At 39.1% G+C, this 22,858-nt stretch carries 19 protein-coding genes; 10 read left to right on the plus strand and 9 right to left on the minus strand.

Annotated features, from left to right (window positions below; translation table 11 throughout):
• Window positions 1-15: 15 nt before the first annotated feature.
• From AB3G38_RS18465 to hemW, 6 genes are all read right to left on the minus strand, one after another.
• Entirely contained in the window at window positions 16-1,113 is a 1,098-nt protein-coding gene (locus tag AB3G38_RS18465; protein ID WP_367865269.1) for a VWA domain-containing protein, read from the minus strand.
• Window positions 1,114-1,293: 180 nt separating this feature from the next.
• A complete protein-coding gene (locus AB3G38_RS18470) occupies window positions 1,294-2,178 on the minus strand; it encodes a cupin-like domain-containing protein (protein WP_183866096.1) in 885 nt (294 codons plus the stop codon).
• Window positions 2,179-2,294: 116 nt separating this feature from the next.
• The gene (locus AB3G38_RS18475; RefSeq protein ID WP_367865270.1) at window positions 2,295-3,176 is read right to left on the minus strand and encodes a cupin-like domain-containing protein; all 882 of its coding nucleotides are present in this window, start codon (window positions 3,174-3,176) and stop codon (window positions 2,295-2,297) included.
• Window positions 3,177-3,319: 143 nt separating this feature from the next.
• The gene (locus AB3G38_RS18480) at window positions 3,320-3,871 is read right to left on the minus strand and encodes a fasciclin domain-containing protein (RefSeq protein WP_367865271.1); all 552 of its coding nucleotides are present in this window, start codon (window positions 3,869-3,871) and stop codon (window positions 3,320-3,322) included.
• Between the two features lie 33 nt (window positions 3,872-3,904).
• Window positions 3,905-4,708, minus strand: a complete 804-nt coding sequence (locus AB3G38_RS18485; protein ID WP_367865272.1) for an SDR family oxidoreductase — start codon at window positions 4,706-4,708, stop codon at window positions 3,905-3,907.
• 23 nt (window positions 4,709-4,731) lie between these two features.
• Window positions 4,732-5,877 carry a radical SAM family heme chaperone HemW gene (gene hemW, locus AB3G38_RS18490; RefSeq protein ID WP_367865273.1) on the minus strand — a complete coding sequence of 382 codons (1,146 nt, stop codon included), beginning with the start codon at window positions 5,875-5,877 and terminating at the stop codon, window positions 4,732-4,734.
• Between the two features lie 188 nt (window positions 5,878-6,065).
• Here hemW and AB3G38_RS18495 point away from each other — a divergent pair, with 188 nt between their 5' ends.
• The 7 genes from AB3G38_RS18495 (at window position 6,066) to gldN (ending at window position 13,753) form a co-directional block, all read left to right on the plus strand.
• Window positions 6,066-6,614 (plus strand): histidine phosphatase family protein, encoded by a 549-nt coding sequence (locus AB3G38_RS18495; RefSeq protein WP_367865274.1) that lies wholly within the window; start codon window positions 6,066-6,068, stop codon window positions 6,612-6,614.
• Window positions 6,615-6,901: 287 nt separating this feature from the next.
• Window positions 6,902-7,870, plus strand: coding sequence for a DUF4271 domain-containing protein (locus tag AB3G38_RS18500; protein ID WP_367865275.1), 969 nt, complete (start codon window positions 6,902-6,904; stop codon window positions 7,868-7,870).
• Between the two features lie 9 nt (window positions 7,871-7,879).
• Window positions 7,880-8,650: a uroporphyrinogen-III synthase gene (locus AB3G38_RS18505; protein ID WP_367865276.1), complete on the plus strand. Its 771-nt coding sequence runs from the start codon at window positions 7,880-7,882 to the stop codon at window positions 8,648-8,650.
• 193 nt (window positions 8,651-8,843) lie between these two features.
• Window positions 8,844-10,214: an SUMF1/EgtB/PvdO family nonheme iron enzyme gene (locus AB3G38_RS18510; RefSeq protein WP_367865277.1), complete on the plus strand. Its 1,371-nt coding sequence runs from the start codon at window positions 8,844-8,846 to the stop codon at window positions 10,212-10,214.
• 53 nt (window positions 10,215-10,267) lie between these two features.
• Entirely contained in the window at window positions 10,268-11,074 is an 807-nt protein-coding gene (gene gldL / locus AB3G38_RS18515) for a gliding motility protein GldL (protein ID WP_367865278.1), read from the plus strand.
• Window positions 11,075-11,118: 44 nt separating this feature from the next.
• Window positions 11,119-12,657 carry a gliding motility protein GldM gene (gene gldM / locus AB3G38_RS18520; protein ID WP_367865279.1) on the plus strand — a complete coding sequence of 513 codons (1,539 nt, stop codon included), beginning with the start codon at window positions 11,119-11,121 and terminating at the stop codon, window positions 12,655-12,657.
• A 7-nt stretch (window positions 12,658-12,664) separates the two neighbouring features.
• Complete coding sequence (gene gldN, locus AB3G38_RS18525) at window positions 12,665-13,753, plus strand: gliding motility protein GldN (protein ID WP_367865280.1); 1,089 nt, start codon at window positions 12,665-12,667, stop codon at window positions 13,751-13,753.
• Window positions 13,754-13,850: 97 nt separating this feature from the next.
• On the opposite strand, the gene uvrC is transcribed toward gldN, so the two are convergent.
• Genes uvrC through AB3G38_RS18540 form a run of 3 tightly spaced genes read right to left on the minus strand, consistent with a single transcriptional unit; the run spans window position 13,851 to window position 20,815 of the window.
• The gene (uvrC, locus tag AB3G38_RS18530) at window positions 13,851-15,656 is read right to left on the minus strand and encodes an excinuclease ABC subunit UvrC (protein WP_367865281.1); all 1,806 of its coding nucleotides are present in this window, start codon (window positions 15,654-15,656) and stop codon (window positions 13,851-13,853) included.
• Window positions 15,657-17,882 (minus strand): penicillin-binding protein 1A, encoded by a 2,226-nt coding sequence (locus AB3G38_RS18535; protein WP_367865282.1) that lies wholly within the window; start codon window positions 17,880-17,882, stop codon window positions 15,657-15,659. It abuts the gene before it with no gap.
• Window positions 17,883-17,884: 2 nt separating this feature from the next.
• Window positions 17,885-20,815, minus strand: a complete 2,931-nt coding sequence (locus AB3G38_RS18540; RefSeq protein WP_367865283.1) for a tetratricopeptide repeat protein — start codon at window positions 20,813-20,815, stop codon at window positions 17,885-17,887.
• Between the two features lie 168 nt (window positions 20,816-20,983).
• Between AB3G38_RS18540 and AB3G38_RS18545 the strand changes: the two genes are divergently transcribed.
• The 3 genes from AB3G38_RS18545 to atpB all read left to right on the plus strand — a co-directional run bounded on the left by AB3G38_RS18545 (window position 20,984) and on the right by atpB (window position 22,843).
• The gene (locus AB3G38_RS18545) at window positions 20,984-21,202 is read left to right on the plus strand and encodes an AtpZ/AtpI family protein (RefSeq protein WP_367865284.1); all 219 of its coding nucleotides are present in this window, start codon (window positions 20,984-20,986) and stop codon (window positions 21,200-21,202) included.
• Window positions 21,203-21,308: 106 nt separating this feature from the next.
• Window positions 21,309-21,698, plus strand: a complete 390-nt coding sequence (locus AB3G38_RS18550) for a hypothetical protein (RefSeq protein WP_367865285.1) — start codon at window positions 21,309-21,311, stop codon at window positions 21,696-21,698.
• A 14-nt stretch (window positions 21,699-21,712) separates the two neighbouring features.
• The gene (atpB, locus tag AB3G38_RS18555; RefSeq protein WP_367865286.1) at window positions 21,713-22,843 is read left to right on the plus strand and encodes a F0F1 ATP synthase subunit A; all 1,131 of its coding nucleotides are present in this window, start codon (window positions 21,713-21,715) and stop codon (window positions 22,841-22,843) included.
• The last annotated feature ends 15 nt before the right edge of the window (window positions 22,844-22,858 follow it).

Raw genomic sequence — 22,858 nt, forward strand, 5'->3', positions numbered from 1 at the left:
GTGTATTTGCCCGGATTAACGGACTATTTTTCTTCGGTTTTTAATATAATCTTCAAAAATGTACTCGCCTAAACCAGTTAAGGAGCTGTAAAATGCCCTTCCTCCGTTTATTTCTGTAAACTCCCTTACAAATTGTTGTAAATAAGGGTCCTGGGCAATCATAAAGGTCGTAATCGGGATATTCAGGCGCTTGCACTGTGCAGCCATATTTAAGGTTTTATTAATCACCTTTCTATCCAGTCCCATACTGTTTTTATAGTAACGGCCGTTCTCTTTCAGGCAGGTCGGTTTACCATCAGTAATCATGAAAATCTGTTTGTTATGTGTTTTCCGGCGACGCAATAAATCTGCAGCCAGTTCCAAACCGGCAAGGGTATTGGTATGGTAAGGCCCAACCTGCAAGTATGGAAGATCCTTCACCGTAATCGGCCAGGCATCATTTCCAAATACGACGATGTCGAGTGTATCTTTCGGGTAACGCGTTTTAATCAGTTCGGCCAGTGCCATCGCTACCTTTTTGGCTGGTGTAATTCTATCTTCTCCATATAAAATCATAGAGTGGGAGATGTCAATCATCAGCACTGTAGAAGTAAGCGTTTTATAGTCTTTTTCCTCTACCTCCAGGTCACCCTCTGTTAACGTAAAATTACCGATACCATGATTGATTTGTGCATTTTGTATCGATGCAGTCATATCAATCTGATCCAGACTGTCACCGAAGGTGTATTCACGGCGGTCTGCATTCTTTTCTTCCCCGATACCAGAGATATTACTGTTATGATTGCCCTTTCCGGCCTTCTTCAGTTTACCGAAAATTTCTTCCAGCGCAGACTTCCGGATTACCTGTTCAGTCTTGGCGGTAATCTCCATGTTGCCGTCTTTGGAATCTTCTTTGATATAGCCCTTATCTTTCAGCTCATCAATAAAATCACCCATGCCGTAATCGCCCGTGGTAAACTTATATTGCTTGTCCAGTTCATTCATCCAGGCCAATGTTTCACCTGCATCACCTGCAGTATAATTCAATAGCTGGGTAAATAACTTCAGCATTTCATCAAACCCGCCCTTAGGCTTGTCATCTGCTTGAAAATTAGAAAAATGGAAACCTCTCATATGTTAGTATATAACGGAATATCGAAGGTAAAAGTTTGCCAGAGAACTAATGTTAGCTGCTTGTAAAAATACCCTCCGGAGCTTAAACGCAAAAAACCAGTATACTGAATACTGGTTTTTTGCTATACAGACTGGATATAAGCCGTAATTTGAACTGAATTATGACACAAAGGTGTTCCCTTATTTTTTTGGTAAGCCTTTAGCTAATGCCTTTTCTGCTCTTTTAATAGCCAGTTTTTCTCTGAATTCTGCATAAGGAGCTTTCAATGCCATTTTCAAAACGCTGTCTAAACCTCCTTTAATAGCAAGGTTAAATAAACTTTGTGCTTTTCTGATTGGAGAAGCATCCCATGCTCTTAAACTCAAAGAGAAAGAACCATCCAGATATTTCATCCAGTGCCACATTCCTGTAGGCATGAACAGTGTATCGCCATGTTCAAGGAAAACTTCATATCCTTCTACACCTTTGAGTGCAGGGAATTTATCAAAATCAGGATTGGCTACATCGTAATCTTCCAGTGCATAAGTAGCATTTGGGATACAATAAAGACGATCTTTCCACTTGTTATCAAATAATATGATATGTTTTCTTCCACCAAAGTGTGTATGAAAAAGATGCGGAAGATCGATGTCATAATGCAGGAAGGTCACAGAGTTTGAACCACCAAAAAACATAGCAGGCATACTCTCTATAAAGCCGCCCATTAAATCTTTAGGCAATACGATGTCCTTGATCAGACTTGGTACATGTTTAAATAAATTAAAGAAAAATATACGGAGTTCTGTAGGCTCTGACTTAATCAGATCAAGGTAATCGCCAAAACGCATATGCGCTGCCGCCGAATTGATTGGTTTGGAAGGGTCTACTTTTGCATTGTCATATAAAGGAACCTCCAGGTTACCAGCAATTTCTTTCAGGTACTCAGTTGTCCACTTTTCTCTTGCAGGCCAGCTCTTTGTTAAACCTTTAATGATTAGAGGTTTTCTGGGGTCTAAATAGTTTTTTTTAAAGTCTGCGGGACTGATATTCTCAACGGTATCTACCGGCTTTAATATAAAGCTCATAATCAAAAAAGATCTTGTTTGAGAACAAAAGTGTAAATTAAAATCTATTTATTTACATAAAAAGGCAAGTGATGGTACAGAAAAAAAATACTATCTGAAATTAAACTGATTCTTAATTAAGATGGAGTATGTTCTGCCAGTGCTTTATTCGCCCTTTTTATGGCCAGCCGCTCTTTCCATGCCATGTATTTCTCTCTGAAATTTGCTTTCATGAAGTCATCGAACTTGCGTTGGATAGTCAGGTTATATAAACTCTTCGCTTTTACTGCCCATGACTTATCCCACGCTCTTAAGCTGATAGAAAATGAACCGTCCAGATATTTCATCCAGTGCCAGTAACCAGTAGGCATAAACAGCGTATCCCCATGTTCCAGATAAGCTTCTGTTCCTTTTACTCCTTTCAGGGCAGGGAACTTATCAAAATCAGGATTTTCAATATCATAATCTTCTAATGCATAAGTTGCATATGGAATCTGATAAAGACGTTCCTTCCATTTATTCTCAAATAAGATCACATGTTTGCGGCCGTTAAAATGCGTATGGAAGATATGCGCCATGTCTATATCATAATGCAGGAAAGTAACAGAACCTTTTCCACCGAAAAACATATTAGGATAATTATCTAGAAAACCACCCATTAAATCTTTAGGAGCGATATAATCATTCAGTAAGTCAGGGGCTTGCTTGATCGGATCGAACAAGAAGATCCGAAGGTCAGTAGGGGTAGTTTTGATCAGGTCAATGTAATCCGCGAACTTCATTTCTGTAGCTGCAGCATTAATTGGTTTCGAGGGATCAGCTTTAGCGCTATCGTAGAGCGGTACTAATTTATCTCCAACTACAGTTTTCATGTAATCCATAGACCATTTCTCATATGCTGGCCAGTTTTTAGCCATGTTCTTAATGACCAATGGCCTGCGCGCATTGAGATAGTTTTTTTCAAAATCTTCTTTGGAAATATCATCAACGCAATCAATCTGAGTTAAATCAAACTTCATGTTAAAATAATGTTAATTCTTGTAAAATTATAGAATTTGACTTTTCTTACCAATAGGTCAATGGAAAATAAAAAATTCTGACAATAAAAAAACACAGCAATTTATGCTGTGTTTTCACTGTTATAGAAAATAAATTAAAAGAATTAGTTAGGCATCAGCACGCTATCAATAACGTGGATTACACCATTTTTCTGCATTACATTAGCAATAGTAACGGTAGCTGTTCCCCCTTTTTCATCCGTTAAAATTAATTTGTCTCCGTCCATAGAAGCCCATAATTTTCCACCAGCTACAGTAGTTAATTCTGCTTTGCCATTACCTGCTTTAATTGCTTTGGCAATTGCTTTTGAATCCATTTTTCCAGCAACAACATGGTAAGTAAGGATTTTAGTTAACATGTCTTTGTTTTCTGGTTTTAAAACTGTTTCTACAGTACCAGCTGGCAATTTGTTAAAAGCTTCGTTTGTTGGAGCAAATACGGTAAAAGGTCCGGCACTTTTTAAAGTTTCCACAAGACCTGCAGCTTTAACAGCAGCAACCAATGTAGTATGGTCTTTTGAGTTTACTGCATTGTCAACAATATCTTTATTGGCATACATTGCTGCACCACCAACCATTGGATTTTTTTGCGCGTAAACTGAAGTTGAAAATGCCATAGCTACTATGACAAATACAGGTAAGATGAATCTTTTCATGATTTTGTTTTATAGCAGGAGATACGGCGAATACTAGTGCTTGGTTTTTTGAATAGCCAGATTTTTTGTTCTCATGTATTTGGAGAATCTTAACGGAAAGAAGCGTTTGAATAAAATCCCCTTCACTTCTTTGCCGCCCATATAGACTTCTTCTTTGTTTTGTTGAATTGCTTTGACAATTAAGCTGGCGCACTCAGCCGGGGCAAGACCAAGCTCCTGGTTCTCGTCCATTTTATTGTACAGCTGCCCATCAGCAGTCATTGCATTCAGCGAAATATTTGTTTGAATATAGCCCGGACAAACCAGGGTGATCTGTATGTTTTGATCAGCTACTTCTGATCGTAAAGAATCGAAGTATCCATGTAAAGCATGTTTGGAAGCTGCGTAAGCAGAACGGTATGCCGTTCCGAATTTGCCAGTCAGACTACTGATACAGACAATTTTACCTCCACCTTTAGTAATCATCTGAGGTAATACCGCTTTGCTCAAAGCGACTGTTCCCCAAAAGTTGACATTCATCAGCTTTTGTTCTACGTTTAAAGCAGTTTCCAATGCTAATGACCGCTGACTCAATCCTCCGCTGTTGATCAGCATATCAATATGGCCAAATATTTTTTGTGCATCTCTGGCCTTGTCTGCTAAAAGGGCAGTATCTTCCAGATCAAAAGAAAGTACATGTACATTGATCTGATTTTTACAGTTCCCTTTTACCCTGAAAAGTTCGTCTCTGTTGCGCGCAGAAATAATAAGATTTGCCCCTGAATTATTATAAGCATAAACAAGTGCTTCGCCGATTCCCGAAGAAGCTCCCGTGATCCAGATTACTTTATTCTTCATTGTTTTTTTATTAATTATTCAGATTAATCTTCCGGATGTTCGTCTAAAAGGAATAATTCTGAAGCGATATAATCAGCAAACAACTTGCCGTCAGGTGTCAGTATTAACCTGTCATTCTCATTTTTAAGCCAGTCGCGCTGTAAAAACGGAACTATGTTTTTTAATGTGTCTGCTAAAAATATTTTACCAAATTCGGTGCCTATTTTTTGTAAATCTGTACCCCACATAGTGCGGAGCGAAGTCATGATATACTCGTTAAAGCGGTCGTAAATATCGAGTTCTTCTATCGTTTCTGCCAATTTATCCAACGCTAACTGCTGCATATATTTAGCATTGTTTGCAATATTCAGATACCTGACATTTCCGTTAAAGCCATGTGCCGAGGGGCCAATTCCTAAATAGGGAATGCCTTTCCAGTAATTGGTATTGTGGACCGCATGACGGCCAGGTAAGCTATAATTTGATATTTCATAATGATCAAAACCAGCACTAGCCAGCTTGTCAGTCAATGTGATAAACTGAGCCGCGCTTTGCTCATCATTCACAGGGATTTGCTTTCCCTTTTTTATCGCTGCGGCTAAGGCTGTTTTAGGTTCAACTGTTAACGAGTAGGCCGAAATATGCGGAGTTTGCAAACTGACCGCTTTGTTGATGTTACTCAGCCATTTTTCATCGGTTAGCAAAGGGAATCCATAAATAAGGTCGATACTCAGATTCTCGAATCCCGCATCCTGACTGCGTTTAATACAGGTTTCTGCTTCATTGGAAGTATGCGCCCTGTTCATCCAAACCAGATCTTCATTAAAAAAAGACTGTACACCAATGCTGAAGCGGTTGACGGGAAGCTGACGCAATTGTGCAATTTTCTTTGCATCTAAATCATCTGGATTAGTTTCAATAGTGATTTCAGCATCGGCCGAAATAGAAAAATTGGAGGTTAAAGTATCAAAGATCCTGGCCAATGATTTCTCCGGTAAAAGAGAAGGTGTGCCGCCACCAAAATAGATACTCCCTATCTGCTGATCAGAAATTCTGCTCTTTTTTAAAAGGATTTCTTTGCAAATCGCATCAGTCATTTCATCTACATGCTGCAGAGAGGTGCTGAAATGAAAATCACAATAATTACAAGCTTGTTTACAAAAGGGGATATGGATATAAATTCCTGCCATAGGGGCAAAGGTAAGTGCAATTATGTGTTTCTTCAGATATTTATTACGCCGCGCTCTCTTGTACCATCTTGCTGTAAAGCAAATGCTCAAGCAGGTTAAACAAATAACCGGCTCATTTATTCTTTATATTTGAGCCGAATAATGATTTAACCGGCTCAAATATTAAATTGAAATAATATTCAGACCTTATGAAGAAAACTGCCTTAACCTTTCTGTATATATTATCTGTCCTGGTTTTACCATTGATTGTAAAATCGCAAGCTAAAATTGTCATTATCCGTCATGGAGAAAAGCAAGAGCAGAATGAAAACCTGAACTGTAAAGGGCTTAACAGGTCTTTAAAGCTAGCGAGTATACTGTCTAAAAAGATTGGAGTTCCAACGGCGATCTATGTACCATCATTAGGTAATGGGAACCAAACCACTCATTCCCGCATGTTTCAGACTATTACCCCGTTTGCTGTTAAATATAATTTAAGTATCAACAGCAGCTTCAATGGAGCAGATTATGCCAGCATCGCCAAAGAAATCAAACATAAAAAAGGAACGGTACTATTGGTTTGGAACCACGGCAACATTCCTGCGCTGGCCAAAGCACTCGGAATCAAACATCAGAAACTAAACTGGAATTCAAACGATTTCGATTCGATCTGGATCATTACCGGCAGCGGTAAAGACAAAGTGCTTAAAACTGACAAAGAAGGAATCCTGCCTGGTGCTGACTGTCCGGTTTTCTAATCCCCTATATTTTCCTGCAATTTATTCATGAATTACTCCCCGCTTTTGTAAAGAGCAGGTAGTAATACTCGCCTGGTTAACTTAAGTATGAGTCCACCTTTTCCTGAAAATACGTGGACTCACTATGGAGTTGAAGCAGATCTGATGTGGATACATACATAACAATAACACTACTCATCAAGACTTGCTATTCTGTAGCAAAGCATGAATGTGAAATAATAATATCTTAGATTTGCACAAAGGAATAATCCCGTTACTTTAATAGGTCGATGTATAAATACTTTTTGATGACTTTTTTCCTGCTGTGCATGGTGGGCTTTGGAAAGGTGAATGCGCAGAATTTGGCTGTTGTCAGAGATTCTACCGTAAAGCACAGGGTTTATAAACCCCGTGTGGTCAGAGACTCTGCATTTCTGGCGCGGCAAAAGTTTGTTACCGACTCTATCATGACGCATACCTGGATCCTTCCGGACTCCCTGATCAACAAACATATTTTGATGGACAGCATCATGAAAGCCAATGTTTTTGAGAAACTTGATCTTGATGCCTGGTTTAAAAAGTATAGTAAACTGAAGAAAGTGAGTAAGTTCAGAACAGGCAATCCTCTACATAAAGGACAGACCTGGGTACTTGGTTTTATTGTGCTGCTTCTGGTTGTTTTTGCGATCCTCAGAATCTCTTTTGCCAAACAATTGCAGAGTATCATTCAATCCTTTTACAGTAATCGTGGGCTAAATAACCTCAATAAAGAAGATAATGTGTTCAGTTCGTGGCCATTTTTATTTTTATTTATACAATTTGGCTTTACAATCGGGATGTTTTTCTACCTCGTTGCGCAATATTATCAGCTCGCTTACGTACACCAGGGTTTCCGTTTTTTCGTCAGTGTTTCCATTCTGATTGTGGTATTATATGCAACGAAAATTCTTTTACTGCGTGTGCTCGGACATCTGTTTAACATCCAGAAAGCTGTCCATGAGTACATTTCTATATTATATTTGAGTTATTTTAACATCTCTTTAATCTTCATTCCACTAGTTGTCGCTTTTGCCTTATCACCAATGAAATATGGTATATATTACATAGTTATCTCATTTATTTTGTTGGGGATTATTTTCACGTTTCAATTTATAAGAGCAGGAATAAATATTTTATCTCATTATCGGTTTTCTAAATTCTATTTATTTATGTACTTTTGTGCCCTCGAAATATGTCCTATTTTGATATTAATCAAGGCCATAGGATTGGAGCTGTAATTAGGTAAAATGCAAGAAAAAACAGAAGATAGGTTGCGTAAAGTAAAAAGTATACTGATAACTTTGCCAAAGCCCGAAACAGAGAAGTCCCCATACTTTGATTTGGCTAAGAAATACAATTTAAAAATTGATTTCAGATCCTTCATTCATGTGGAAGGTATTCCGGCAAGGGACTTTAGAAAAGATAAGATCACATTAGCTGATTTTACTGCTGTAGTATTTACAAGCAGGAATGCGGTAGATCATTTTTTTAGAATTAGTGAGGAAATGAGGTATGAAGTACCTGCAGATCTGAAGTACTTTTGTATTTCAGAATCAACCGCCCTATATCTTCAAAAATACATCCAGTACAGGAAACGGAAAATATTTTTCGGTAAGCAGACTGCTGCCGATTTATCAGAAGTACTGAAAAAACATGCGGGGGAGAAATTCCTTTACCCATGTTCTGACGTAGCTACAGAAGATACGATGAATTTCTTGTTGAAAAATGGATACGATCTGACTCCGGCAGTATTATTTAAGACCGTAGTAAGCGATCTTTCAGATCTTGCTGAAGTGACTTATGACATGATCGCCTTTTTCAGTCCGTCAAGTATTCAGTCGTTGTATACAAATTTCCCTACTTTCCAGCAAAATAATACAAGGATTGCTGTATTTGGAGTAAACACACATAAAGCGATTATGGATAATAACCTGATCGTAGACATTGCTGCACCATCACCGGAATCGCCTTCAATGATCATGGCTATTGAAAATTATATTAAGAAATCAAATAAGTAAAATAGCACTGTTGATAAAATTTCCCAAATTGGGGAATCGAATGTACCTGCTAAATTCTTTTAACCTATTAAGCAAGATGTTATCTAATTATTAACATCTTGCTTTTTTTGTATTTAAGACTTATATTTATCTCATAATAATTGTTTATATCAATCATATTTGATAAAATTGTTGTAAAATTGCTCCAGGGCTTATGAGGAAAATTTACACACTGGGTTTTTTATTAATTACAGCATTGCTTTCAAGCTGCGGAAAAGGTGGACAAGGAGAGCTTGTTGGTGTATATAATAAAAAATTTAATAACAAAAAAATGCCTAGGGGAATGGTTTACATCCCTCAGGGCAAAACGCTTATTGGTATGTCTGACGAGGATATTAATAACTCACAGACTTCTCCCAGTAAGATGACCTCATTCAGTGCGTTCTATATGGACGAAACTGAGATCACCAACGCAAAGTACAGACAGTTTGTGAATTGGGTAAGAGATTCAGTGGCTTTAACCAGTGTTGGCCCGGGCGGAGCTCCAGGTTATTTTATTACGCCTAAAGGTCAGACTGCAGGCGGAGCTAGCCTTACCTCAGGGCAGAAAAATATTGACTGGAAAAAAGTTGGTAACGGTTCTGCCATGTGGAACGATAAAAAAGGTGGCCTGAGCAATAAATTCAAAGACATGTATTACGCAGGTGATGACGCATTGCCTGGCCGCAATGACTTAGACATCAGAAAATTAAGATATTCTTATAGTTTCGTAAACCTTGACCTGGCAGAAGCCGGAAGAAAAGATCCGACAAAAAAACGTAAAGACTTTATTGAAAGTTATGTGGATTCACCGGATCCGAATAACCCAAACCAGTTTCCTTCAATCAGTGTTTACCCGGATACGATGGTTTGGAAAATAGATTATTCTTATTCTCAGAATGACCCGATGGTGAAATCTTACTTCAATCACCCTTCTTATGATAATTATCCTGTAGTAGGGGTAAGCTGGGAACAAGCGAATGCATTTTGCTTCTGGCGTACCCGCTTATATGAGCCGGTTGCTGCCTCCAGAAAAATTCCTTTAAGCTCGCGCCCTGAGTACAGATTACCTACTGATGCTGAATTTGAATATGCAGCAAGAGGTGGTAATGTGAAAACAAAATACCCATGGGGCGGGCCTTATGTAAGAAATACAAAAGGATGTATGCAAGCCAACTTCAAAGTAGGCAGAGGAAACTACTCCGATGACGGCGGTTTATATACCGTGAATGTGAAATCTTATTTCCCCAATGATTATGGCCTGTACAATATGGCTGGTAACGTTGCGGAATGGACAGTAACAGCTTACAACAATTCAGCAGCACCTCAATTGCTGGATTTCAACCCGAATTTCACTTATGTAGCTAAAACTACGGATAGTAAATACCTTAAACGTAAAGTAGTCAGAGGCGGATCGTGGAAAGACATCGGTTTCTTCCTTCAAAACGCAGTTGGTACTTACGAATACCAGGACCAGGCAAGATCATACATCGGATTCAGATGTGTTGCTTCTTATGCGGGCACTGACATTCACTTCAAAAATTAAGTTGATTCAATCTCAATTATAACTTTTAAAAATAATACCTATCTAGTAGTAATATGGCAGCTAAAAAGAATTCTAATTGGTTACACTCGGCAATCTCATGGGGTGCGAGTATTGTAATTTTGGGAGCGTTATGTAAAATCCTTCACATCGGAGGTATTTGGGGAAGTTATGCAATTGGTATTGGTCTGGGCGTTGAGGCGGCTTTGTTCTTTATCACCGGATTTTTTCCGCCAGAACCAGAATTGGCCTGGGAAAAAGTATATCCTGAATTGAGAGATGATTTTAAAGGCGAATTGCCTGTAGCTACTGCAAGACCAGTTGCTGCGGCAGGAGTTTCTTCTACAGCAGCTTTAGATAAAATGATGGGCGATGCTAAAATCGGTCCTGAATTAATCGAAAGCCTGGGTAACGGATTACGTAACTTCGGGGACAAAGTAGCGACTATCTCAACAGTGGCTGATGCAGCGGTAGCAACCAATGATTTTACAGGAAAGGTAAAACAAGCTTCTGCTGGTTTTGATCAGCTGAATGGTGCATTCAGTAAAGCGACTTCTCAACTTGTAGAACTGGGCGAAAGTGGTAATGCTTCAAAATCTTACCATGAGCAGGTTAATAACCTGTCTAAAAATCTATCTGCCTTAAATGCGGTTTATGAATTAGAGTTACAGGATTCAACTACCCACCTTAAATCAATGAATAAATTCTATCAGAACCTTTCTGCGACGATGAATAATTTCAATGAATCGATGGATGATTCGAAACAATTTAAGGAAGAAGTAGGTAAACTGGCTAAAAATCTTTCTTCGCTGAATGCTATTTATGGCAATATGTTAACAGCGATGAACCAGCCACGTCCATAATCAGGTAATCAATTTATTTTAATCACCACAGAGAACCATAACTAATGGCCGGAGGAAAAGAAACAACGAGGCAGAAGATGATCAATATCATGTATTTGGTATTGTTAGCTATGCTTGCGCTAAACGTATCTGATACTATACTGAATGCCTTTAAGAATATCAATGATAGTTTGGATTCGTCACGGACGAATGTAAGCACAAGCATTGATCAGTTGTTCACTGCATTTCAGAATACTAAACTTAAAGAGGAGCCTGGAAGGGCACAGCCGATTTGGGATAAAGCCAATCAGGCAAAAAAATATGCGGATGACCTGAATGGTTATATTCAGCAATTGAAACAACAATTTAATACTGCCGGTGGCGGTATCGATCCTGAAACTGGTGACCTGAAAGAAAGAGGAAATCAGGATATCGCTCAGGGTATCATGATCAATGCTAAAGAAGGCGAGAAGCTGAAAGCAAAGATTAATGAAACACGCGAAAAATTAATTGCACTTTTAGAGGCTGAAGACCGTAAACATGTTTCCTTTTCTTTGGAAGCGAAGGATGCAGAAAAAAGCATAGAGGGTAAAAAGAAGTGGGAAGATATTAACTTCGGAGAAGGTACGCCATTAACTGCTGCAAATACAGTATTGACTAAAATTCAGTCGGATACAAGAAATGCAGAGGCTGAAATTGTTAAGAAATTGTTCGGAAACATGGATAAGTCGCTGGTTAATCTTGATCAGTTTGCAGCTGTAGCGGTTGCGCCGACTTCTTACGTAATTCAGGGACAACCTTACAGTGCACAAGTATTTTTAACAGCAAGTGATTCTAAATCAAGTCCTGAAATAAGTGTTGGCGGTGGAAAATTAGCTATTAAAGACGGTAAAGGAACTTATACAGGAGGAACTGGTTCTGTAGGGGTGTTTAAATGGGTTGGAACAATCCGTGTAAAACAAACTGACGGACAGATTAAAGAATACAGAACTCCGGAACAGACTTACCAGGTTGCTAAGCCATCAGCTACGGTTTCACCTGATAAGATGAATGTAATTTATGCCGGTATTCCGAATCCGTTCTCTGTTTCGGCAGCAGGTTTTCCTTTGGAAAGTGTGAAAGCAAGTATTTCAGGCGGCTCAATGAGCGGTTCAAATGGTAAATATTCAGTGAGCGTAGGTGGTGATCAGATCGGTAAAACAGTAAACATTAATGTGACTGCGAATAATGCTGGTAAAACTGTCAACTTAGGCTCACAACAGTTCAGAGTAAAAGCATTACCAACACCAAAAGCCTTTATTAAAGGTAAATCTGGTGGAAATGTTGAGCTGGAATGGTTGGCAAGATCTGGTGCAATTGAGACCCAGCTGGATGATTTTGTGTTTGACATTAAATATAAAGTAATCAGGTTTAACGCTACCTTTATTAATCCAAGATCGGATGCCGTGAATATCCCTAACAGTGGTGGTTCATTTAGCGGTCAGATCAAAGGTGCTTTGAATTCGATTAAACCAGGGGCGACGGTAATCTTTAAAGATATTATCGCTGAAGGACCTGACGGCAGACAAAAGAATTTAGATGGTATCACATTTACAGCTAAATAGAATCAAGATGAAACAATTTCTATATCTGATTATCCTGTTATTCGTGGGAACTGAGACGTTCGCTCAGAGCAAACCTGTAAAACCAGTCGTTAGTCAGCGTCCGAAGGTAAAGCCAGCAAAATCAACTCCTGCGGAAGTTATGCCTGCTACGGATGCGGTTGCAGTGCCTGCTGCAGATGTAGTTAAACCTGTACCTGAAACGGTAACTCCAATCAATACTCCTGCAGTTAGTACACCTGCTATAAATTCACCATCGGTTAATGCACCAGTAGTAGCTACATCAACTGCGGCAGCCACTACACCTTTGCTTAAAAAATCGAAGATCAAGACTCCTCCAAAAGATGGTTTCTTTGCGAGAAAAGATGTAGACAGCAGCGTAATGGTTCCTTATGCAGATGTAAGAGAAGAAGATGTATTTTATTCTAAACGTATCTGGAGAGAACTGGATTTACGGGATACGATCAATTCAGTATTAAATACAGAAAACTCTAAACTGATCGAAATTATACTGGAAGCCATTGGAAATGAAGAGCTAACTGCTTATTCACCTAAAGATACTACTGCTGGAAAAGTCCTGGAAGACAATGACGCTTTCAAGATTGCTTTGACTTCGGCCGAAGCATTGAGAAATGCAAGAGGAACTTCTGAAGGAGAAGCTGATGAAAAAGGTAAAATAGGAGACCCGGTATTGAAACGCTTAAGAGCGGATGAATTTTTAAAATACAGAATTAAAGAAGACTGGATCCTGGATGTTAAAAGATCAATCTTTGAACCGCGTATTGTTGGTCTTGCACCCATGAAAATGGTAGAAGGTAACTGGCAACCCGTATTCTGGATCTATTACGATGAAGCCCGGACCATATTGAGCAAGAAAAAATTACAGGATCCATCGAATGATGCATCGGTGTTAACTTTCGATGATTTTTTTGTCAGACGCCTGTTCTCGAGTAATATCGTGAAAGAAACAAATCCATCTAATAAAACAATTGTGGAGATGCTAAATCAGACCGATCCTAAAGATCCAAGAAAGTTATACGAATCTGAAAGGATTAAAAAGGGAATGGCCGACTACGAACAAAGTTTGTGGGAATACTAAAGTCCTGAACAGTATAAAAACATAAAAAGTGCCGCTATCATTAGATAGCGGCACTTTTTATGTTTTTATACACTTTGTACTGAAAAGATCAGCCTGTTTAAGTAGTCTTCGGAGCAAAATGAGTCAGTAAAGTTTTAACCTGTGCTTTGTTCAGTACAGTTTCCAATTCGGCCGCTGTAGCCTCCCGTATCTTTTTAACCGATTTAAAATGACGTAAAAGCTTATCGGCAGTTGTCTTGCCAATACCCGGAATATCTTCCAGTTCGGTCTTTAAAGTACCCTGATCTCTTTTCTTTCTGTGAAAGGTGATCCCAAAACGGTGGGCCTCATCACGAAGCTGCTGGATAACTTTTAACGTCTCCGATTTCTTGTCCAGATGCAGCGGGTAACTATCTCCCGGATAATATAACTCTTCCAGCCTTTTGGCAATACCGATGACTGTGACTTTATGTTCTATCCCTAATTTTTTTAAACTGCTTACTGCCGACGATAGCTGGCCTTTACCACCGTCAATGATGATGAGCTGAGGTAATGACTCCTCTTCTTCTAACATGCGCTTATATCGCCTGTAAACTGCTTCTTCCATGGTCGCAAAATCATTCGGGCCTTCTACTGTTTTTACATTGAAGTGCCGGTAATCTTTTTTAGAAGGTTTGGCATCTTTAAAGACAACAATTGCTGAAACAGGATAAGCTCCCTGGAAGTTCGAGTTATCGAAACATTCAATATGAACAGGCAGCTGTGTCAGCATCAGGTCTTTCTGCATTTGTGTTAAAATACGTTCAGACCGTAAATCAGGATTTAGTTTCTCATACTGGTTCAGCTTTTCACGTCTGAAAAACAATACATTTTTATGGGAAAGTTCCAGCAGGTTTTTCTTTTCACCCAGCTTGGGAACAGTAAACTTTAAATTTTCATCCTTTAGTTTAATATCGAAAGGAACGATAATCTCTCTGGAAGTACTGCTGAACTTCGTCCTGAATTCAGTAATGGCCAGGGTAAGCAGTTCTTCATCAGATTCGTCCAGACGTTTTTTGATCTCTATGGTCTGCGTCTGAATGATACTTCCATTCATGATCTTTAAGTAATTGACAAAAGCATAACGCTCATCAGAAGCAATACTCACCACATCTACATTGGTAATAGAGCTGTTGACTACAGTTGATTTACTTTGATACTTTTCCAGGACCAGTAATTTTTTCTGATACTGATGGGCATATTCAAAATTCAGTTCATCAACTGCTTTTTTGATTACCTGTTTAACATCTTTGATTACATTACCGATTTTTCCATTCAGAATATCTTTGATCTCTGTTATACTCTGATCATAATCTTCATCCGACTGATAAGCCTGACAAGGCCCCTTACAATTGCCAATCTGATATTCCAGACAGACTTTGAATTTCCCGGCATGGATGTTTTCGTCTGTGAGCGGGAGGTTACAGGTACGTAAAGGATAAGTCTCTTTGATCAGGTCGAGGATGGTATGCATCATCCCTACAGAGGCATAAGGGCCAAAATAGGTGGATCCGTCTTTGATCATTTTCCGTGTCCAGTACAGACGCGGAAAAGGTTCTTTTTTGATAATAATCCATGGATAGGTCTTATCATCTTTCAGCATGATATTATACCTTGGCTGATGTTTTTTTATCAGGCTGTTTTCCAGCAGCCAGGCATCGATCTCGGTATCAACAATCGTAAAAGTAATCTTGCGGATCTTGGAAACCAATACCCGTGTTTTACCATTCATCTGGTTGTCCTGATTGAAATAAGAGCCGACACGGTTTCTTAAATCTTTGGCTTTGCCGATATAAATGAGCGTATCTTCCTGATCCCAGTATTGATAAACACCGGGTTTATGCGGAATATCGGCTAATGCCTTTTTGTAATCAAAAATGCTCATTTAAAAACCCAGCTTCTTGTCCAGTTCTGTAGTATCCGTTTGTTGCTGTTGATATTGGTTACAATCGTAAGTGATGGATACGCCGCTTTTAGGTACTTCAAAGTCGGCTTTACTCACCTTTAATTTAGGGTTGGCATATACTTTCTTAAAGAAACCACCAAAAACAGGCATGGCTGTTTTCGATCCCTCACCTTCTCTGGTATTGATAAAGTGAAATGCACGGTCTTCACAACCTGTCCAAACCCCGGCAACCAGATCAGGAGTAATCCCTACGAACCATCCATCAGAGTTATTCTGTGTTGTTCCGGTTTTACCACCAATAGGATTTTTCAGTCCGTATTTACCAATCAGACCATAACCATAACCATTTTTCACTACACCTTCCAGCATACGTGTCATCACATAAGCAACGTCTTCGTTCATTGCAGGATGTTTTTGTGGTGTTTGAGAAAACAGTACTACTCCGTTTTTATCTTCTATTCTTAAAATATAAGTGGGTTGCGTCCACACACCTTTATTCGCAAATACACTATAAGCACCTACCATATCAAATACAGAGGCATCAAATGAACCTAGTGCAATAGATGGATAAGCAGGTACATCTGACGTGATTCCCATTCTTTTAGCCAGGGTAGCGACCGCAGTAGGGCCTACTTGTTTCATCAGGTAAGCGGCAATATAATTCTGAGAAAAAGCAAGTGCTTTCTGCAAGGTGATATAACCTGGTAAGGTACCACCTGATTTTGGCGTCCATGGCGCACTCCCCGGAACTTCAATCGTTACTGGCTCATTCAAGACCTGATAACAGGGTGAATAACCGTTTTCTATAGCTACAGAATAAGTGAAAGGTTTGGCTGTTGAACCTACTTGTCTGGTTCCCATTTTTACCTGATCGTATTTGAAATGCTCGTAATTGATACCACCAACCCATGCTTTAACATATCCTGTTTTCGGATCCATAGCCATCATGGCATTTCTTAACAGCAGTTTATAATATTTTACAGAATCCACCGGCTTCATCAGGGTATCCAGATTTCCTTTCCAGGTGAAAATGCTCATTTCGGCCGGGGTATTGAAGTCTGCTTTAATTTCTGACTCAGATTTTCCTTCCAGCTGTAAAGCTTTGTAACGGTCAGATCTTTTAATCCCCTGCTCAATCTGCATTTCTTTATCCTTGAAAGGGTTTCTGCCTTTCCAGCCCTTTGTAAATTGTGCCTGCAAAACTTTCATCGCATCTCTTTGCGCTTCTTCGGCATAAACCTGCATATCGTAATTGATGGTCGTGATAATTTTCAGTCCGTCCCTGTCCAGATCATACGGAGTACCATCTGCTTTTAAGATAGAGCGTTCCTGAAATATTTTCTTAATATCATTTTTCAATACTGCTCTGAAATACGGAGCAATTCCGTCATTTACAGTTGCTGCACTGAATTTAAGGGCTAAAGGTTTTGTTTTTTCTTCGTCAAACTGCTGTTGGGTCAGCAGGTCTTCTTTAACCATATTTGACATTACTGTATTTCGTCTGGCTAATGATCTTTCCGGGTTACGGGTAGGAGAATAGCGGGTAATTCCTTTTTGCAGTCCGACCAATGTAGCTGCTTGCGCTACCGTGAGCTTGTCTGGTGTTGTATTGAAATAAACTCTCGCCGCAGATTTAATTCCATAAGCCTGGTTACCAAAATCTACAGTATTCAGGTACATGGTAATAATCTCTTCTTTAGTAAAGTTACGTTCCAGTTTTACCGCAACAATCCATTCCTGGAATTTCTGCATTAAACGTTTGAAGAAGTTCTTTTGACGGCCTTCTTCCGAGAAAAGGTTAAGGGCTAATTGTTGTGTAATTGTACTTGCGCCTTGTTTTTTACCTATTAAATTGTAAAATATAATCGTAAATGTACGCTTGAAGTCAATGCCTGAGTGTTCTTTGAACCTGGTATCTTCTGTAGAGATCAGTGCATTGATTACATGCTGAGAAATTTCAGGGTAAGTTACATTAGAGCGGTTCTGTACAAAATAGGTACCTAATACTCTTTTGTCCTCAGTTAATATTTCAGTAGCCTGATTACTTTTAGGGTGTTCAATATCTCTGAAAGAAGGCAGCGTTCCAAATAGCCCAAAACCGATTGCAACAATAAAGATTGCAAACAGGATCATCGCACCTATCAGTAACTTCCAGAGCGTAATGTTATAGCTTTTTATCTCTGCCGCCGAAATATTTTTGGTCATTTTTAGTAATTGTTTTTGTAGAAATCTAAATATTTAGTTACCAGCTCCTTGCTCCGGAGCTTTTCGAAGTTCTCCTTACTGATGATGAAACTGCTGTACATGCCAGCAGGGACTTTCATGATCTGTTTTAATTGAGGAGTTATTCCGTCAGCGTAACTTTTTGCTTCTGCAAAACTAAGAAAGTTCCCAACATATATCAGTTGGTCATTGTCAAATTCTGTTAATTGATGTTTCAAACCTGCTCCCGGGAAGCTGCCACGGTTAAATTGACCGATTCCAAATCGTGAAGAGCTTAAAGTCAGACTGGCATCTGCCACATCAACCACAAAATAGTAGACTTTCGATATTGCTGTACTGAATGTTTTGTCTTTAATAACCGCAGCTACAACAGGCACAGGCTGGATAACTGGTGGAACATCGGTTTTAACAACAGGGGTCTCAGTGGTAACAGGAGTTGTTACAGCAACCTGTGGTTGGGTAACCGGAACATCTTTAGTGGTTACTGGTGGAACAACCGGAATCTGTTTCGTAACGGCTGAAGTTTCTTTCACCACAGCTGGCACAACAACAGGTGGTTTAGCAGCCGCATTAGCGTTTTCTTTTACAGGTTGTGCAATTGGCTGAAGATCAGTCTGCGTAACCTGTTGAGCTGTTTTTTCGGCTACGGTAGTAAAGAAACGAGGTTCAGCCGGATCAAAGTCTGGTAAAGCAACTCTTCTGTTACGGAACTCGCCCTGATGGGCAGCGATATAAGTAAGGTGCTCTTTAACCAGCGGGACGATTAATTTATCATTGGGATAAGCATTCGTAATGGCTTTAAAGGCTGCTGTCAAACTATCAATCTGCTGCGTTCTTCCAATGGCTATCGCTCTCAGGTAACTTAACTGAGGATTGATTGAACCGGCCGGATATTGCTGAATCGTAGTATTTATCTCAGTAATCACCGATGGAAATGCTTTTCCTTCGTACAATTCAAATACCTGGTTGTATCTTTTAATTCCTGCGGCTTCCAGATCAGACTGTTTCATAGAATAATCCGGGTCAAGGATAGTTTTTGCATAAACACTTCCTGGAAACTTGTCCAGTACCAATGCTTTATACCTGGCAGCATTCGCAGGATCCGTTTTTTGATAACACAGGTATAAACTATAATAAACAGAACCCAGGTGACTGTTATCAGGAAATCTGCTTAATATCAATTGATATATCCGGATAGCCTCAGGCTGATCATCCAGCTCCTGCTGATAGAAGCTCGCGATTTCATAATACGCGTCAATGATTTTTTCATTCGAGACTTTCACCGCTTCAGTAGTCAGGGGAACGGCAGCCATGTATTTTTTACCTGTCGTATCTTTATCGGCAATCGTTTTCTCCATCCCGATTTTGTCTGCCGGATAGCCATCATTCTCTATTTTAGCAATACTTTCGGAAGTGGCTTGTGAAGATGATTTAATACTCTGTCTCCAGTTATCTTCTTGTTTTCTGTTGCCCCATTTAGTCAGAAAATCTGTATAACCTCTGCTTAAAGCTGCCGGGTTACTGAAGTAAAAGGAACTTGTTGCAGGTGCACCCGTATTGTTACGCCGTGTTGCATCCGGAAAAAGATTATTTCTGAAAGTTCCGTTATTTGTAGCCGCAGCTACTACTTTAAGTTGCGTTAGTTTTTTGATCCTGGCAATACGCTCCGTCTCAGGAAGCCTGGCGAGCATTTGCAAAGTGTCCTGGTAAGCAATAACATCGTATCTGCCGGTTATATATTCCAGGTTCTGGCTCTTTTTTACGATTTGTGCATATCCGGGATAGTTTTTAGGCAATACGGTTACCGTACTATCATAATAGGCTTTTGCTTTCAGAAAATCTTTGTGTTTATTGAAATTCAGATCAGCCATCCTCAAATAAGATAACCCTTTCTGATAATTGTTCCTGGTACTGTTCCGGATAGATAACTTATAAAACTTTTCTGCTTCAGTGATATTATTTTCTTCGGCATAGTCTTCTGCAATCTGATAATAAATCTGATCATGATAGTCCAGGTTCTTATCATCTTTGAGTAAAGTCAGCAATTCTTTCTTCCGGTTCAGGTGTTCTCCGTTAAGGATACCCGTAACTTTGATCCTGTTCAGATTCGCATTGAAGTATAACTCAAATCCAGCGTTACTTTTTTGTACTTTAGTGTAAAGCGCTAAAGCTTCTTTGTACTTTTTTTGACGTTCATACAACTGCGCAAGGATATAAGTCCAGCGGATGCGGTTACGGTGCAGCTGACTTTCTTTGACTGCTTTTTCCAGAATCGGGATCGCATCATTGTATCTGTTCTGATGAATATAAGATTGTGCAATGGTTGCGTAAGGCTCAGCTCTTTTCTTCTTCACCAGTTCCAGGTTATCATAAACGGTGTCAAGAATAATTGCGGCATCTTCCATATTATTGAGCTGCATTAAACTTCTCGCTTTCCAGTTTTGTGCCGTAATCAGCACATTCATATCTTTAGTATAGGTTTTGGCGGTATAATCGAAGTATTCTTCAGCAACGAAATAATTGGTTTTAAGATAATAGGCTTTACCCAAAAGCAGGTAAGCATTGTCTATATAATTACTGAAAGCTTTATCAGCAATAATGGCTCTTGATTTTTTGATGATGGCATCCAGCGCTCTGTCATTGGCTGGTGCATGAAGGACGCTTTCTGAACTGAATTTTTCGGGGTCAGTATAGACCGGTAAAACGTCACTGTAGTTGTCTATGTAGTTGTTATACGATTCTTCTTCGTAATTATTGAGCATAACATTCGCGTTATAAATATAGTTATAACGTGCAGTTAAATTTTGCATAGCCCTGCTTGTTGCCGTATCTTTAGGCGTACTACAAGCCACTAATAAAGAGCTTCCCAGGTAAAATAATAACAATTTCAAACTGGAGCGTCGGAGATTCTTCAAGTAAGTAGTTTGAGTCAACATTTAAAATAGACTAGAATGTATGCAAAAATATTTTATTCATCAATTATTTCTTTGCAAATTATTCATTTTTTATAACAGCCCGTTTAAGAAGCTGTTATAAATTTATTACCTCTATCTCTTTTTATAGCCGCTAAATACATTAACCTCATGAATGACGAGCCAAAAGAAAAAAAATCAGCAAATTTTGTAAAGTATACCGGGATGGGTTTCCAGATGCTGGCCACCATCGGCGTATTTGCTTTTGCAGGTTACAAAATTGACCAGTATAGAAATAATGCTCAAATGATTTATACAGCGCTGCTCGGCCTTTTAGGGGTGATCATTTCCTTATATCAGGTTATCAGACAACTGAATCGTAAGGACTAAAATCCATATTGTCTGTAAATTGCAGAAACTGTTTAAATGAACTAATAAATAATTTTATTATCTGAATTCAAACAGATTCTCATACTTTTGTCAAAAATTAAGTATTTTGAGTGTTTTAAAGTTTACGTTGTACTATCTGATTTATTCGCTGCTGCTTGTCGGGGTCGCTTTTGCCTTGCCTGTATTATTTCCAACTGTTACGTTACTCGCTAAGAAGTTCTGGTTGCTGTTTGGTTTTATAGGCGGACTCACGTATATCGCTTATGTGATGGCTTATCTGGGGATAAAAATGGATCCGGAGACAGGTATTATGGCGATTATGGGTTCAATTGTTTTGAAAATGATATTTTCTATGGCTTTTGTACTGATTTACAGCCTGAATACTAAAGAAAAGGGGTTGGTTTTCGCCCTCAACTTTTTTTCTTTATATTTATTGTTCAGCTTCTTTGAAATATACTCGCTGTTATGTAACTTGCGCCACCAAAATAATAAGTAAAAATCTGCCAGTAAATGGATTGTAGCCACGTTTTTGATTTTAAAGTTAATAGGTTAACCCTTGTTTTTACGCTTTTTTTAGCGTTATTCTTTGTAACACCCCTGTTATATGCACAGGAAGACACATCGAAAGCAACCGTAACCGCTCACGCCGAACCAGAGGCTGAGAAGAAGTTCAATTTAGGTAAGTTCGCCTTACACCACATTGCGGATTCGCATAGCTGGCATGTAATTGGAGATACTTTTATTGGCCTGCCTGTCATTTTGTATACACAAGGTGGATTGGTGATGTTTAATTCTAATGAGTTTCATGGAGATGATGAAGCGAAATTAGTAATCGAACGTGCCGGCCAGCGTTTTGTGAAATTGCACGAAAAGATTTACTATGCTTCTGAAACTGCAAACGCAGAAGGAGAATATGTAGAACTCGGTGCTGATCACCATGCAAAAAATGCACGGCCTCTTGATTTCTCAATCACTAAGAACGTATGTACTTTAATACTTTCGGTAGTTGTTATGCTTTTAGTATTTCTTAATGTAGCCAGCGGTTACAAAAAGAGAGCAGGTAAATCTCCAAAAGGATTACAGTCCTGGGTTGAGCCACTTATCCTGTTTGTACGTGACGATATCGCAAGACCAAACTTAGGACATAAGTATGAGCGTTTTATGCCATACCTGCTAACTGTGTTTTTCTTCATCTGGATCAACAACATGCTGGGGCTGGTTCCATTCCTTCCCGGAGGAGCCAACTTAACAGGAAATATTGCGGTTACTGCGGTATTGTCAGTAATCACTTTAATCATTGTGGTAACCAACGGTAATAAATATTACTGGAAGCACATCTTTACACCTGATGTACCATGGTGGTTATATATCGTATTGGTACCAGTTGAGATTATTGGTGTATTCACTAAACCTATTGCACTTGCCATACGTTTATTTGCAAACATCACCGCTGGTCACATTTTAATGTTATCACTGATTGGTTTGATCTTCGTATTCAACTCTGTTTATGTTTCGCTGGTATCGGTTCCATTTGCATTGTTTATCGGAGCAATTGAATTGCTTGTTGCTTTTATACAAGCGTTTATTTTTACGATGTTATCTGCGTTATTCATTGGAATGGCGATAGAAGAACACCATTAATTAGAATTTTTTAAC

It is taken from the genome of Pedobacter sp. WC2423 (assembly GCF_040822065.1).
GTDB lineage: Bacteria > Bacteroidota > Bacteroidia > Sphingobacteriales > Sphingobacteriaceae > Pedobacter.